The 14,805-nt window shown below is 56.8% G+C and carries 12 protein-coding genes; 7 read left to right on the top strand and 5 right to left on the bottom strand.

What is annotated here, in order from left to right:
- Window positions 1–319 precede the first annotated feature (319 nt).
- Window positions 320–1,468, bottom strand: a complete 1,149-nt coding sequence (gene fucO, locus EGO56_RS20520) for a lactaldehyde reductase (RefSeq protein WP_135910873.1) — start codon at window positions 1,466–1,468, stop codon at window positions 320–322.
- A gap of 252 nt (window positions 1,469–1,720) precedes the next feature.
- On the opposite strand from fucO, the gene EGO56_RS20515 reads away from it, so the two are divergent.
- Window positions 1,721–3,358 carry a dihydroxyacetone kinase subunit DhaK gene (locus EGO56_RS20515; protein WP_135910872.1) on the top strand — a complete coding sequence of 546 codons (1,638 nt, stop codon included), beginning with the start codon at window positions 1,721–1,723 and terminating at the stop codon, window positions 3,356–3,358.
- A gap of 5 nt (window positions 3,359–3,363) precedes the next feature.
- Here EGO56_RS20515 and EGO56_RS20510 read toward each other — a convergent pair whose 3' ends face one another.
- The gene (locus EGO56_RS20510) at window positions 3,364–4,242 is read right to left on the bottom strand and encodes a LysR family transcriptional regulator (RefSeq protein WP_013196161.1); all 879 of its coding nucleotides are present in this window, start codon (window positions 4,240–4,242) and stop codon (window positions 3,364–3,366) included.
- Window positions 4,243–4,486: 244 nt separating this feature from the next.
- Between EGO56_RS20510 and EGO56_RS20505 the strand changes: the two genes are divergently transcribed.
- Window positions 4,487–5,035 carry a YbhB/YbcL family Raf kinase inhibitor-like protein gene (locus tag EGO56_RS20505; RefSeq protein ID WP_107320405.1) on the top strand — a complete coding sequence of 183 codons (549 nt, stop codon included), beginning with the start codon at window positions 4,487–4,489 and terminating at the stop codon, window positions 5,033–5,035.
- A 51-nt stretch (window positions 5,036–5,086) separates the two neighbouring features.
- Here the strand turns inward: EGO56_RS20505 and EGO56_RS20500 are convergent, their stop codons facing one another.
- Window positions 5,087–5,953: an alpha/beta fold hydrolase gene (locus EGO56_RS20500; protein WP_135910871.1), complete on the bottom strand. Its 867-nt coding sequence runs from the start codon at window positions 5,951–5,953 to the stop codon at window positions 5,087–5,089.
- Between the two features lie 177 nt (window positions 5,954–6,130).
- Between EGO56_RS20500 and EGO56_RS20495 the strand changes: the two genes are divergently transcribed.
- The gene (locus tag EGO56_RS20495; protein WP_135910870.1) at window positions 6,131–6,718 is read left to right on the top strand and encodes a CGNR zinc finger domain-containing protein; all 588 of its coding nucleotides are present in this window, start codon (window positions 6,131–6,133) and stop codon (window positions 6,716–6,718) included.
- 53 nt (window positions 6,719–6,771) lie between these two features.
- Here the strand turns inward: EGO56_RS20495 and proP are convergent, their stop codons facing one another.
- Window positions 6,772–8,238 carry a glycine betaine/L-proline transporter ProP gene (proP, locus tag EGO56_RS20490; RefSeq protein ID WP_095708080.1) on the bottom strand — a complete coding sequence of 489 codons (1,467 nt, stop codon included), beginning with the start codon at window positions 8,236–8,238 and terminating at the stop codon, window positions 6,772–6,774.
- Between the two features lie 295 nt (window positions 8,239–8,533).
- Window positions 8,534–9,727 carry an aminotransferase class I/II-fold pyridoxal phosphate-dependent enzyme gene (locus EGO56_RS20485; RefSeq protein WP_135910869.1) on the bottom strand — a complete coding sequence of 398 codons (1,194 nt, stop codon included), beginning with the start codon at window positions 9,725–9,727 and terminating at the stop codon, window positions 8,534–8,536.
- Between the two features lie 218 nt (window positions 9,728–9,945).
- On the opposite strand from EGO56_RS20485, the gene EGO56_RS20480 reads away from it, so the two are divergent.
- Genes EGO56_RS20480 through EGO56_RS20465 form a run of 4 tightly spaced genes read left to right on the top strand, consistent with a single transcriptional unit; the run spans window position 9,946 to window position 14,760 of the window.
- A complete protein-coding gene (locus EGO56_RS20480) occupies window positions 9,946–10,758 on the top strand; it encodes a MetQ/NlpA family ABC transporter substrate-binding protein (RefSeq protein ID WP_135910868.1) in 813 nt (270 codons plus the stop codon).
- Entirely contained in the window at window positions 10,755–11,780 is a 1,026-nt protein-coding gene (locus EGO56_RS20475; RefSeq protein ID WP_135910867.1) for a methionine ABC transporter ATP-binding protein, read from the top strand. The genes EGO56_RS20480 and EGO56_RS20475 overlap by 4 nt, the downstream gene beginning before the upstream one ends.
- Complete coding sequence (locus EGO56_RS20470) at window positions 11,773–12,441, top strand: methionine ABC transporter permease (RefSeq protein WP_135910866.1); 669 nt, start codon at window positions 11,773–11,775, stop codon at window positions 12,439–12,441. The genes EGO56_RS20475 and EGO56_RS20470 overlap by 8 nt, the downstream gene beginning before the upstream one ends.
- A gap of 3 nt (window positions 12,442–12,444) precedes the next feature.
- Window positions 12,445–14,760 (top strand): molybdopterin-dependent oxidoreductase, encoded by a 2,316-nt coding sequence (locus EGO56_RS20465; protein WP_135910865.1) that lies wholly within the window; start codon window positions 12,445–12,447, stop codon window positions 14,758–14,760.
- The last annotated feature ends 45 nt before the right edge of the window (window positions 14,761–14,805 follow it).

The raw sequence follows: 14,805 nt of genomic DNA, 5'->3' as shown, positions 1-14,805 counted from the left end.
ATATCTCCGCAGCGTCATTATGGTTTTCGCTGCGCATGATGCGGAGTTTTGTGATCCAGATCAAGTGAATCAGGGTTTAGCATCTAAAGAAATTATCGGTCAATGCGGCTGATTTGCTCTCTGACACCTATGAAGATAACAGGCGATTTCAGGCTGAAAACCGTGCCGGAAAATGCGTGTCGGACCTTTGCTGATGCCGCGATCCTGTCTGAACACCTCATGGCGAACGATTGCTGACCGACCGTGGCCAGGACGTAAAAAAGCCCGCGATGGTGGGCGGGCCTGACATTGCAGTGCATAACGACACAGCGTGCGCGTTTTAACTCTGACGATAGAGCGCCATCACCGCTTCCAGATCCGGCGTGCGTGGGTTGCCGCCGGTGCAGACATCATCCAGTGCCGCCTGCGCCAGTGCAGGAATATCTGCCTCCTGTAAGCCGACCTCACGCAGCGAACGCGGAATGCCCACATCGCGGCAGAGCTGACGAACCGCAGCGACAGCCGCTTCCCGCGCCTGATCCAGCGTCAGCGTGTCGACCTGTTTCACACCCATCGCGCGGGCGATATCGCGATATTTTTCGCCTGTTGACGGGGCATTCCACGCCATCACCTGTGGCAGCAGAATGGCGTTCGCCACGCCGTGCGGCACGTTATAAAAGGCACCCAGCGGATGTGCCATACCATGCACCAGACCGAGTCCGACATTGGAGAAGCCCATCCCGGCCACATATTGCCCCAGCGCCATCTGCTCAACCGCATCAATATTTCCCGCCACCGATTCGCGCAGCGAGTGGCTGATAATTTCAATGGCTTTAAGGTGCAGCATGTCAGTCAGGGGCCAGGCACCGCGCGTAATGTACCCTTCAATCGCGTGAGTTAATGCATCAATTCCGGTGGCAGCTTTCAGCGAGGGGGGCATGCTCGCCATCATCTCCGCATCAATAATCGCTACTTTTGGAATGTCATGCGGATCGACGCAGACAAACTTGCGACGATTCTCTTCGTCGGTAATGACATAGTTAATGGTGACTTCTGCCGCGGTGCCTGCCGTGGTTGGAATTGCGATGATGGGCACGCACGGATGACGGGTTGGGCTGACGCCTTCCAGGCTGCGGACATCTTCGAATTCAGGGTTGTTGATAATAATGCCGATCGCTTTGCTGGTGTCCTGCGGTGAGCCACCGCCGATGGCGATAAGGTAGTCAGCACCTGATTCCCTGAACACGGCAACGCCCTGCTGCACCACCCGGATAGTCGGATTCGGCACGACCTCATCGTAAACCACCCAGGCAAGCTGATGCTGTTCCAGCAGGTCAGTGACCCGCTTCAGCGCACCTGCCGCAACCAGCGCTTTGTCAGTGACAATAAGCGCTTTACGCATCCCGCGACGCTGTACCTCCTCAGGCAAATGACGTAATGCGCCAGCACCAAACCAAGCGGTTTCATTCAGAATCATACGTTGGGTCATCAAAACATCCTCTGTTAACAAATGGTTTTCTACGATCCGTGATCCGCTGTGCAGGTTCTGCGCATAACCTCTCAGTTTCAGGTAAGGACATTTGATAAAAATCAATGAATTAGTAAAAAGTGATGCGCGCATTTCATTCAGACACGACTTTCGTCTGATGGGGTTGCGATGAGGGGCGGGGAATTATGCCCATCGTCCGTTGTGTGCAACACTTCTTTATCACAAACCCGTCCGCCCATGAGGAATGAAGACATGACCCGATTCGTAATGAATAAGAAGGATGATCTCGTCGACAGCGCGTTAGATGGCATGATTTACGCCAGTCCGTGGCGCAATCTGGTGCGGCTGCAGGTCGATCCCCACATTCGCATCGTGATGCGCAGAGACTGGAAAAAACAGCAGGTCGCACTGATCTCTGGTGGCGGTTCCGGCCATGAGCCTGCCCATGTCGGCTTCATCGGCAAAGGGATGCTGACGGCGGCCGTCTGTGGCGATGTGTTTGCCTCACCCAGCGTTGATGCGGTTTATAACGCCATCATCAACCTTACCGGGGACGCGGGATGTCTGCTGATTGTGAAAAACTACACCGGCGACCGACTCAACTTTGGGCTGGCGGCTGAAAAGGCCCGCAATGCAGGGTTCAGCGTCAATATGGTGATTGTCGGTGATGATGTGGCCTTACCGGATAATCCTCAGCCACGCGGCGTGGCAGGCACGTTGCTGGTGCATAAAGTGGCAGGTTTTGTCGCCGAGCGGGGTGATGATCTGGCGGCGGTAACCGAGGCCGCAGAGGCCGCCAGTCGAGCTATCGCCACCATGGGGGTCGCGCTTTCCAGCTGTCATCTGCCGGATGAACAGACCAGCCAGCGGGTGCCCGACGGCAGTGTGGAAATGGGGCTGGGGATTCACGGCGAGCCGGGCGTTGACATCATGCCGACTCAGAACAGTCAACAGATTGTGCAGCATCTGCTGGAGAAGGTGATGCCTAGTAAGGATCAGCCCTGCGCGCTGCTGGTGAATAATCTTGGCGGAATGTCGGCGCTGGAGATGAGTCTGGTTACACGCGATCTCGTTGAGTCGCCGCTCAGCCGGGGAAGCTGTTATCTGATAGGTCCGGCACCGCTGATGACCGCGCTGGACATGAAAGGCTTTTCCGTCACCCGCATGACGCTGACGCCGCTGTTCGAAGCGGCGATCTGCGCCCCGGTCGAAGTGACCGGCTGGGTTCCGGCGGTTGAGATCACATCGCTGCAGCCGGTTAACGCAGCCCGGGAGGCGACAGCGCATCCGGTGCAACCCTCCGAAAACCCGGCGGTCGCTGCCTTTGTGAAACGCATCTGTGAAACGCTGATCGCCAGTGAAAGCGAGCTTAACAAACTCGATGCGCAGGTGGGTGACGGGGATACCGGCTCGACCTTTGCGGCTGGTGCGCGTCAGATCCAGCGTGAATGCGCCGATAACCAGCTGCCGCTGAATGTTCTGTCTGACCTGCTCGCGGTAACGGGTGAGCGACTGGCCACGGTTATGGGCGGTTCCAGCGGCGTGTTGATGGCTATCTTCTTCACCGCCGCCGCACAGCACCTGTCGGAAGGAGATGATTTACCGATCGCTTTACAACAGGGTCTGGAAAAAATGAAGCAGTATGGCGGGGCTAAACCGGGCGATCGCACACTGATTGATGCGCTTCAGCCCGCGATTGAGGCGCTGGTGGCGGGCAAATCGCTGGCAGCCGCAGCAGATGCGGCGCAGCACGGCAGTGATGCAACCGCCAGCATGGGGAAAGCAAAGGCGGGCCGATCATCTTATCTCAACAGCGCGAACCTGAATGGCGTGCCCGATCCCGGTGCGGTTGCAGTCGCCAGTGTTTTTGCGGCATTAAAAACGCTTTAGCTCAGTTACGGCGCTAAACGCGTCTGTAAAAAGGCCAGTAACTGGCGGTTTACTTCGCTGCGCTGACGGTGCTGCGGGTAAACCGCATTCAGGGAGAGCGGTGGCGGCTGGCAGCCGTCCAGCACCGTCACCAGTTCACCTCTTTGCAGGGCTGACTCAACGATAAAAGCAGGTAGCAGGACCAGTCCGAGTCCTGCCAGGGCGGCATCACGCAGCACTTCGCCATTGTTACTTACCATGGGGCCCTGAACCGCCAGCCATTTCGCTTTGCCATTAACCTGCAGTTCCCAGCCATTCTGTCCTTCCCGCCCATAGCGCAGACAGGCGTGTTGCAATAACTCATCCGGATGTTGAGGCGTGCCAGCCCGTTTCAGGTAGTCAGGACTGCAGCAGATTACCCGCTTCAGTTCGCCCAGAGGGCGGGCAATCAGCGTGGAATCGGCCAGGGTGCCAATACGGATTGCCATATCGACGCCTTCGCCAATCACATCAACATAGCGATCCGCCAGCTCAATCTGAAACTGCAGTGCCGGATGATGACTCAGAAACTCCGCAATCAGCGGTGACAGGTGGCTCATGCCAAACGACATCGGCAGATTGATGCGGAAAGTGCCGCGCAGCGTCTGCTGCTGCTCCGACACCGCCAGTTCGGCTTCCTGAATCTCATCCAGAATGCGCTGAGCATGCTGCGCAAAAAGCAGACCCGCATCCGTCACTGACAGCTTGCGGGTGTTACGTATCAGCAGACGTACGCCTAATGACGCTTCCAGCGCGGCCATGCGGCGGCTGACATACTGTTTCGATAACATCAGCTGCTCAGCGGCTGCAGTGAAGTTACCAGCATGTATCACGGCGATGTAAATCCGGAGATCTTCAATCTGCATAGTGTCCACTTATCGGTGACAGTGACGGGGCTTCAGGCGAAAACTCAGCCGCAGGCGTTAACTTATATCGGGTAATGCATCTCAGGGCAACGCGTCAGCACCCTCAGCCAGCGCGACAGCGATCATAGATTTGCCGTTTCGCAATGGTTAAACGGGCGGTCAGCCGGGCTAATCGTGTTAAAGCCGTTATAGTAAGCAGGCAGTGATGCAATCCATCCGGAACTAACCTGATAAGGAGTGGCTGGTGAAAAAATTACTCTGCGCAACGGTGCTCGCCGTTTTGCCAATAACCACGCTGGCAGCGTCGGTGTTTACGCTGCAATCACAGGATTTCAGCGATAATGCGCTACTGGACAAAAAGTTTGCCGGTGCCAATAAAAGTAATCCTTCCTGCACCGGTGAGAATATCTCTCCCGAGCTTAACTGGTCTGCGATTCCGGCGGGCACCCGTAGTCTGGCTCTGCTGATGACCGACCCGGTCGGGGCGAAAGGGCTGGGCGTGACACACATGGTGGCCTATAACATTCCGGCCAGCCGTTCGTCGTTTGCGCAGGGCGCGCTGACAGAGGGCAAGGACTATACCGGCGGAAAAAATACCCCCGGGACACTGCACTATTACGGGCCTTGTCCACCGAAAGGCAGCGGCCTGCATCACTATAACTTTGTGCTGATCGCCACTGATTTGCCGGTGGGCCAGCTGAAGGCGGGGTTAACCCAGGCAGAGCTGGTGGCCCAGCTGAAAGGTCACGCCCTGGGCGCGGCCAGCACGGTTGGCCGCTTCAGCAACGAATAGCGTTGAGTTTTCAGAGGCAGCGACCTGTAGCCTGCCTCTGCGCGCAGCGGGTCAGTCGCCGCTGAACATCTCACGGATGCGCATCGCGATGTGATCGGTATGGGTCTCCAGCGCGAAATGACCGCTATCCAGTAGCTCGACCACCGCCTGCGGATTATCGCGCTGCCAGGCCACGGCGCCGGGTGGAATAAAGAAAGGATCGTGTTTGCCCCAGATCACCAGCGTCGGGAGCTGCTGCTGGCGAAAGAATGCCTGAAATTCCGGGTAGCGTTTGAGATTGCTGGCGTAATCAAGGAACAGTGCCTGCTGAATATCTTTGTTTCCGGGACGCTCCATCAGCAGCGCGTCCAGAGTATAACTTTCCGGGGCGATCTGCTGCGGATCGCTGACCCCATGCAGATACTGCCACTTAACCCCTTCGGCTGTCAGGATGGCGTCGCGGATCACCTCACCGTTTTCCTCGCTGGGTTCCGCCCAGTATGCGCGAACCGGTGCCCAGGCGTCTCCCAGTCCCTCCAGATAGGCATTACCGTTTTGCGATATCAGTCCGCTGACGCGATCCGGGTAGGCCAGCGCCAGCCGCAGACCTGCGGGAGCGCCATAGTCGAAAACATACATTGCGTAGCGTTTCAGCCCGAGTGCATCGACAAACGCGGTCAGCGTCTGGCCGAGTGCGTCAAAAGTCCATGAATAGTGACGTTCGGCGGGGACGTCAGTAAAACCAAAGCCAGGCAGATCGGGCGCGATGATATGGAACTTATCGGACAGAAGCGGGATGAGATTGCGAAACTGATGAGAAGAGGTGGGAAAACCGTGCAGCAGTAGCAATACCGGCAGTGATGGATCGCCCGCTTCACGATAGAAAACATTAACGCCGTCGGCCTGCTGATAACGATAAAAAACAGAGTGTGTGTGCATGATATTTTCCTGTAACTGGTTAAATGGTATTTATAGGGTTACAAGGGCTTATTATGCAGCGATTATGTAACCTGTCAAATTGATATTTAGTGGTTACATCAGGCCTTTTGTAACTACTCATCTGCTTTTTTATCGGTTACAGTAGCGTCAGAAGATTTCAATAATGGGGGCGACATCATGGCGGAAACGCAATCACACTCCGGCCAGGGGCCGTGGTTTCTGGCCGATCATCCGGCGCTGGATTTTATCAACACCGAAGCTATCGCAGAGGGGCGGCCACACGATTTCTGGCAAAGCGATCGGGATGTTGAAGCCTGGCTGCAACAGGCCGGACTGCTCACCGACGGATCTACGCCGCAGTATGAGCCGGGCGCGCTGGTGCAGGCCGCTCGTCAGTTACGTCAGATTGTTCGTGACGCTGTGCAGCAGCATAAGGCAGGTGAGAATGTGAGTACTGAGGCGCTGAATGTCTGGCTGGGCCAGGCAACGAGCCACCTGCAACTGAGCATGGAGTCGGGTTCGCTGACTATCAGGCGCGTTTACGCCAGCCAGAACGTGAGGCAGCGGCTGGGACAGGTTGCAGAACAGGCTGCAATGCTGCTCACGCAGGAAGATTTCAGCAGAGTCCGCGCCTGTGAACATCCCGACTGCACCCTGTGGTTTTACGATCGCACCAAAGCGCATCGCCGCCGCTGGTGCAGCATGGCGCTGTGTGGCAATCGGGCGAAAGTCGCGCGTTTCAGGGCAGTAAAATCAGGTGGCTAGAGCGTGCGTCTGCCAGATAAAAAAACACCCTGCAGAGCAGGGTGTCAGAAACGTTATTTAGCCGCGGTCGTGGCGGGCTTTTGCCGTTTACGCAGCTTATCAATCAGTCGATGGGCTTCCGCTTTGGTTGCTACCGCAGGTGAGGAGCCGGTCAGCGGCTGACGCGCCGTTTCCCTTACCGTCAGAATGGTCAGCAGGCCAATCACACCTGCGCCCATCATGTAGTAAGCGGGCATCATGTTGTTTTTGGTGGTATCCACCAGCCACGCGGTAATCAGCGGTGTCGTACCGCCGAACAGCGACACCGACAGGTTAAAGCCGATAGCGAGTGCGCTGTAACGAATATCCGTCGTAAACAGGGCTGGCAGCGTCGAAGGCATGGTGCCGCTGAAGCAGGTGTGCAGCACGCCCAGAATCAGCAGGCCGCCAAATACCGCCCACATGTTGCCGGAACCAATCAGCATAAAGCTCGGAATGGCGAGCAGGATCAGGCCTACTGCTCCAAAGCCAATCACCGGACGACGACCAATGCGATCGGTCCAGCGCCCCCACAGCAGCGTCAGCGGCATCATCACGAACATCGCCACCATCACCAGCAGCAGACCACTCAGCTCTGGCAGTCCCAGCACGCCGGTAAGGTAACTCGGCATATACGAGGTCAGCATGTAGTTGGAGACGTTGAACAGCAGCACCAGACCGATACATTTCAGCATAGGCGCGCGATACTTGCTCAGCATCTGCATCAGCGTCAGGCGCGGTTTGCTCTGCTCCAGCGCTTCCTGCTTTTCCATGTGCTGCTGGAATGCCGGGGTCTCTTCCAGCTTCAGACGGACATAGAGGCCGAACAGACCCAGCGGCGCGGCAATAAAGAACGGCACGCGCCAGCCCCAGGACATCATCGCCTCGTTCGACATCACGGTGGTCATCACCGTGACCAGGCTGGCCCCGAGCAGGTAGCCGCCAATGGTACCGAACTCCAGGAAGCTGCCCATAAAACCACGGCGTTTGTCGGTGGAGTACTCCGCGATAAAGGTCGCTGCGCCACCATATTCACCGCCGGTCGAGAAGCCCTGAATCAGGCGCGCGACCAGCAGCAGAATCGGGGCCATAATCCCGATCGACGAATAGGCCGGGATCAGGCCGATGCAGAATGTCCCGATCGACATCATGATCATCGTCATCGCCAGCACTTTCTGGCGGCCGATGCGGTCACCCAGCGGGCCAAACACCAGGCCGCCAATCGGACGCACGAGGAAGGCCGCCGCAAACGTACCAAAGGTGGCAATCAGCTGCACCGCGTTGTTGGCATCCGGGAAAAAGACTTTGCCGATGATGACGGCAAGATAGCTGTATACGCCAAAGTCGAACCATTCCATCGCGTTACCGAGCGCCGCTGCGCCAACTGCGCGCTTCAGCATGTCGTTATCAATAACGGTAATATCGTCAACAGTCAGCTCTTTGGGCTTTCTGTTCCAGAAATGTTTCTTTGGGTGTTCAGACGATGTGTTTCTAGTGTCCATATTCTCCTCAGGTACTTCAATGAAGGAGTCTTATAGCTTTCGCAGCCGCAAATAATGTTCAGAAGAAACCGTGGAAATGAAAGCTATAAGAAGCCGAATAATTTTTAAGTGAAGCGGCAGAAACCGCAGCCGGTAAACCTTAGACTACGAATGTAAGGTTTTGCAAGTTTTCAGCCGAAATAACTGGATTTGCTGACAAAACCAGCACACTGCACTTACTCATGCCTGCTTACGCTCATAAACATTTGGTCATATTCCACTTTTATGGCTCAGATGCTGTCTGGCTCTGATTTCATCAGCCACGCCTGCGCTCATTAAACAGCTTCAGGCCGTCAATACGATCCAGCGCCTGAAGCAGTTGTTGCGTGCTGGCGGTCAGACTGATACGAATATAATCCCGCCCGGCGGGGCCAAAGCCGTGACCGGGTGCCACCAGAAGATGACACTCTCTAAGTAACAGGCTGGCGAACTGCTCGCCTGTATAACCGGGTGGCGCAGGCAGCCAGAGGAAAAAGGTGCCCTGACGAGCGCGCACCGGCCAGTGCATCGCTGCCAGCCTGGCGAGTACCACGCGACGCCGCTGGTGATAAGGATCAGCCAGGCGGTTAAGTTGTTCAGCAGAGAGCGACAAGGCGGTGATGGCGGCATCCTGCACCGCGCCAGACACCGTGCTGTAGCTGTGAGTATGCAGCTTTTTAAAAGCCGCAATAATCGAGGCGTTTCCAACAGCAAAGCCCACACGCCAGCCTGCCATCAACGCGCTTTTCGACAGGGTGTAAATCTCCACGCACCAATCTTTAGCATCGGGCTGGGCCAGCAGACTTAGCGGCTGCTCGTCCGGCTCACTGCCCAGCGTAGCGTAGGCGAAGTCATGGATCAGCGGAATATGGTGCTGGCGGGCGAAAGCCAGCGCGTCGGCGAACAGCGCGGGTGTCGCCAGTGCGCCGGTGGGATTATGGGGATAGTTGAGCATAACCAGACCGGCGCGCTCGGCAATCTCATCCGGCACCTGAGTAAAATCGGGCAGGAAAGCGTTACGCGACTCCAGCGGGATGCCATAAAAATCGGCACCGGCCTGGCGTGCTGCTGAGCGATAGATTGGATAGCAGGGATCGGTTGAGATTAACACCTGGCCCGGGTTGAGCAGGGCGCGTGGAAAGCCGTTGACGCCAATGTGCGCGCCCTGAAACAGCGCAACTTCGGTATCGGGATTGAGCGTGACCCCATAGTGGCGCTGGTAAAAGTCTGCGATAGCCTGACGCAGGGCGGGCTTTCCCCAGAAGGAGGGATACTCATGATTTTCCGGCCGCGCCGCCGCAGCCTGTAAGGAGGCGATGACCACAGGCGGCGTAGGCTGTCGTGGGCTGCCCGATGAGAGATCGATAAGCGGTAACTGCGATGCATCCAGTTCTGCTGCCTGCTTCTCAAGTAAGCTGAAAAGATTCTCTTCCAGCCCTGCGACCAAATCTGAAGCTGCAAACTCCGCCATAACCGTCCCGCAATAAAGAGTGTGAAGCGGAAAAGAATGACACAGCCGCGTTTCATTTCTTTAGCAGAAATAACGCTGAAGATTGCCGCTATCTGGATATTCAGCCTGTGACTATCGTTAGCATAAATAAGCCAAAGTCGGGGCCGGTTTTGCCTGTTCCTGATTGTAAGGGCTGTGATTAAATCGATTGCTCTTACAATAATGAATCAGGAAGTACTATGCGCATTACATCACGGGGAATTATTTTTTCACTGACGGCTGTTTCAATTTTTATCTCTGCTGCGCAAGCCGCAGACCAGAAAAAAATACGCATTGGTTTTAATCCGGGTCCGTATAAAGAGCAGTTTGAAAAAGGCGTGGCACCTCTGTTAATTAAGCAGGGCTATACGCTGGAATATAAAGATTTCAGCGATGGCATTCAGGTTAATGATGCTGTTCATCGCGGCACGATTGACGCCAACATCATGCAGCATCCGGTCTATCTGAAGTCGGTTAACGATCGGCTTGGCATCGATAACGTCGGTATTGTGCAGGTGCCGACCCCGCCAATGGGGCTCTATTCTGAACGCGCAAAAACGCTGACGCAACCTGCGCCAGGCAGCACGGTCTCTGTGCCGAACCAGCCCTCAAATGAGTATCGGGCTGCGCTGTTACTTCAGAGCATAGGCTGGCTTAAAATCAGCCCGGAGAGTGATGCTGCAACCTTCTCGCAGAAAAACATTACGGAGAACCCCTACAAAATCGTGCTGAAAGAGATGGATAATGCCCAGCAGGTGCGCGCACTGCCTGATGTGGATTATGGTGTTATTCAGGGTAACTTCGCGGTCTCCAGTGGCCTGAAACTCAATTCCGCGCTGAAACTGGAGGCACCAACCAGCCAGTTTATTAACGTGGTAACGGTAGCGGGTAAAAATAAGCAGGCTCAGTTTGCCCGTGACATTATTGCCGGCTATCACTCGCCGGAATTCAAAGCGTATATCACCAGTAATGCGCAATATGCGGGCTATTTGTTGCCAGACTATTTCAAATGAGTCAGGCGGCTATCGCGTTTCAACAGGTCAGTAAAACCTTTGCACGTAACGGGACAGAAGTGCAGGCGCTGCAGGATATTAATCTGCGCATCAACCAGGGCGATATTTTTGGCGTTATCGGCACCAGCGGTGCCGGAAAAAGCACGCTGCTGCGCCTGATTAATCATCTGGAAACGCCGACGACCGGCACGGTAGAGGTGCAGGGTGAAGCATTACAGGGGATTAGCAAAAAGCGGTTAATTGAAGTCAAAAAGCAGATTGGGATGATCTTTCAGCACTTTAATCTGCTCAATGCCCGCACCGTATTTCATAACGTGGCCATCCCGCTGATATTGCAGGGGCGGAGTAAAGATTTTATCGCCACCCGCGTAGCGGAACTGCTGGCGTTTGTGAACCTCAGCGACAAAGCCAACAGCTACCCGGACGAACTCTCCGGCGGTCAGAAACAGCGCGTCGGGATTGCCCGTGCGCTGGCGACCAACCCTGCCATTCTGCTGTGCGATGAGGCGACGTCGGCGCTGGATCCTCAGACCACGGTGCAGATTCTGCTGCTGTTACAGGAAATCAATCAGCGTTATGGCATCACCATTGTGCTGATCACCCACGAGATGTCGGTAGTGCAGAAGATCTGCAACCGGATGGCGGTGATGGCGCACGGGCGCATTGTTGAACAGGGCGATGTCCTGACGCTGTTCGCCGAACCGCAGCAGGCGGTGAGCGCCAGCTTTGTGCAGTCGGTCATTCACGATCGCCTGCCACAGCAGACGCTTGAATTGCTCAGCGAGCATCCGGCAGCCGACGCGTTGCGGCTGGAGTTTGTCGGCAGCACGGCACAGCAGCCGGTGATCAATCAGCTAATCCGCAACTATGAGGTAGAGGTGAATATTCTGTTCGCCAGCATGACGGAGGTGCAGCGCACCATTCTGGGTTTCATGATTGTGCAGATCAAAGGTGAACCCGCGCAGCGCGAGGCGGCGATTCAGTTTCTCACCGCGACCGGAGTAAAAATCAGTGATGTCTGAACTCTTTGAAACGGCTGTAACCGGCGATCAGTTCCTGACGGCGATGCAGGACACGCTGATTATGGTGGGGCTGTCGCTGGGCTTTGGTTCGCTGCTGGGGCTGCCGCTGGGCATTATTCTGGTGGTCTGCCGTCCGGGCGGAATACAGCCGCAGCGTCTGGTGCATCAGCTGCTGAACCCCATTGTGAATATCATCCGTTCTCTGCCGTTCATTATTCTGCTGATCACTATCCTGCCGCTGACGCGTCTGCTGGTGAACACCACGATTGGCACGGCGGGTGCCATTGTGCCGCTGGTGATCTTTATTGCGCCTTATATCTCGCGGCTGGTGGAAAGCGCGCTGCTGGAGGTCGACGAAGGTATCCTGGAATCAGCCAACGCGATGGGGGCTACCACGCTGCAGACTATCTGGTATTTCATGCTGCCGGAGGCCGCTTCTTCACTGGTGCTGGCGCTGACCACCGCCACCATCGGACTGCTGGGCGCCACGGCGATGGCGGGCACAGTGGGTGGCGGCGGCATCGGTGACCTCGCCATTACCTACGGTTATCAGCGCTTTGACGCCTTTGCCACGATTTCGACTGCGCTGGTTCTCATTATTATTGTCCAGCTTCTGCAAACCCTGGGGACGCGTATTTCACGCCGTATCCGACGCGAGTAAACCATGAAGAAGAATGATTTAGCGGTAATGCACTGGGGCACCTATCACGTCACCACCGACGGCGATACGCTGACGTCGGTCAGGCCGGTGGCGTGGGACCGTAATCCGTCCGCTATCGGGCAGTCGTTGCCGGGCGCGGTGCAGAGTGAAACCCGGGTCAGAAATCCGGCTGTCAGGCTCGGCTATCTGCAGAACAGAAGCGCTTCACGCAGCGGACGCGGTAAAGAGCCGTTTGTCGAGGTGAGCTGGGAAGTGGCGCTGCAGCTGGTGGCGGAGGAGCTGGCGCGGGTGAAAACCGGGCACGGCAATGAGGCGATCTATGCCGGCTCATATGGCTGGTCCAGCGCCGGACGATTCCATCATGCCCAGAGCCAGCTGCACCGCTTCTTTAACCACTATGGCGGCTACACCGCCAGCACCAATACCTATAGCATTGCGGCCGGTGAACGTACGCTGCCACACATCATCGGTAATCTGGATGAGTTACAACGTCACCATACTCACTGGCCGGTACTGGCGGAGCATTGTGAACTGTTCGTGGCGATTGGCGGATTGCCGCTGCGCAATGCGCAGGTCAATGGCGGTGGGGCTAACGATCATGCGCTGGCTCACTGGCTGACCACACTGCGGCAGAATGGCACCCGCTTTATCAACATCAGTCCGGTCAGAAACGATCTCGCCGGGGTGGCCGACGCGGAGTGGCTGGCGATAAAGCCCGGCTCCGATACGGCGTTACTACTGGCCATCGGGCAGGTATTGATTGCGGAATCCCTGTATGACGCGGCCTTTGTGGCGCGCTACACAGTGGGTTTTGAAACCTACGCGGCTTATCTGCAGGGTGAGCATGATGGTCTCGTCAAAACGCCCGAATGGGCCGCGCCGCTGACCGGGCTGGCCGCCGATCAGATTCGCGGGTTAGCACGACAGATGGCGGCTCACAAAACGATGGTCAATATTGCCTGGTCAGTGCAGCGTGCGCGGCAGGGCGAGCAGGCGTTCTGGGCCACCGTCGCCACCACTGCGTTACTGGGGCAGATTGGCACGCCCGGCGGCGGGCTGGGGTTTGGTTACGCCTCAACCAATCTGGCGGGTGCCGCCCGGCGACAGTTCTCTGGCCCCCGACTGCCTGCCGGCCATAATGCCGTACAGCAGACTATACCGGTGGCACGTATCGCCGACATGCTGCTTAATCCCGGCGGTCACTATGCGTTTGACGGCCAGCAGCGAACCTATCCCGACATCCGGCTGGTCTACTGGGCGGGCGGCAACGTCTTCCATCATCATCAGGATATCAACAAGCTGATACGCGCATGGCAGCAGCCAGATACCGTGATTGTGCATGAGCAGTTCTGGACGGCGCAGGCCAGATTTGCCGATATCGTGCTGCCCGCCACCACCTCACTGGAGCGCGAGGATATCGGCAGCGCCAGCAACGACGGCTTTATTATCGCCATGCCGCAGCATCTGCCGCCGTTTGGGGCGGCAAAATCGGATTACGCCATCTTTGCTGAGCTGGCGCAGCGGCTCGGTTTTGCTGTTGTCTTTACTCAGGGGCGCGATGAGCGCCAGTGGCTTGAAGCCATCTACGAAGACTCCCGGCCACGCGCAGCGGCGCAGGGCATCGAACTGCCGCCCTTTGAGGCCTTCTGGTCACAGGGCGTGGTGGAATATCCCGCGCCTGACACACCGCAGATCCTGCTCAAAGCGTTCCGCGATAACCCGGAGTCGGCCCCGCTCAGCACGCCATCGGGAAAAATCGAACTCTTTTCGCAGCGGGTGGCTGACTTTGGCTATGAAGAAGCGCCCGGCTTTGCCTTCTGGTATCCGCCGGAATATCAGGCTCAGCAGCAGGAGAAGCAGCAGTGGCCGTTGCATCTGCTCTCCAGCCAGCCGCGAACCCGGCTACACAGCCAGTACGATCATGGCCGGGTCAGCCGGGCCACCAAAATTGCCGGGCGCGAGCCGCTCTGGATGCACCCTGAGGATGCGGCTGCGCGTGGCATTGAGGAGAACAGCATCGTGAAAGTGTTCAACGAACGCGGCGCGCTGCTGGCGGGCGTGCATCTGACGCAGGATATCCTGCCGGGCGTGGTGCAGATGTCGACCGGGGCCTGGTATGACCCGCTCGAACAGCAGGAGGGGAAGCCGCTGGATAAACATGGCAACCCTAATGTGCTTACCCAGGATCGCGGCAGTTCACGACTGGGCCAGGGGTGCAGCGCGCAGACCTGTTTTGTAGAGATTGCGCTTTACCACGAGACCCTGCCTGAAATCACAGCGTGGTCGCCACCGGAATTTGTGATCCCGACCACAGAGTAATCTGCGGGCGGGGACTTAAGCGATGGTGGGATATTCCCATCCGCC

Origin of the sequence: Pantoea vagans (assembly GCF_004792415.1) — a bacterium.
GTDB lineage: Bacteria > Pseudomonadota > Gammaproteobacteria > Enterobacterales > Enterobacteriaceae > Pantoea > Pantoea vagans.
The sequence above is the reverse complement of the archived record's forward strand: the minus strand, read 5'-3'. Positions and strand labels throughout refer to the sequence as shown.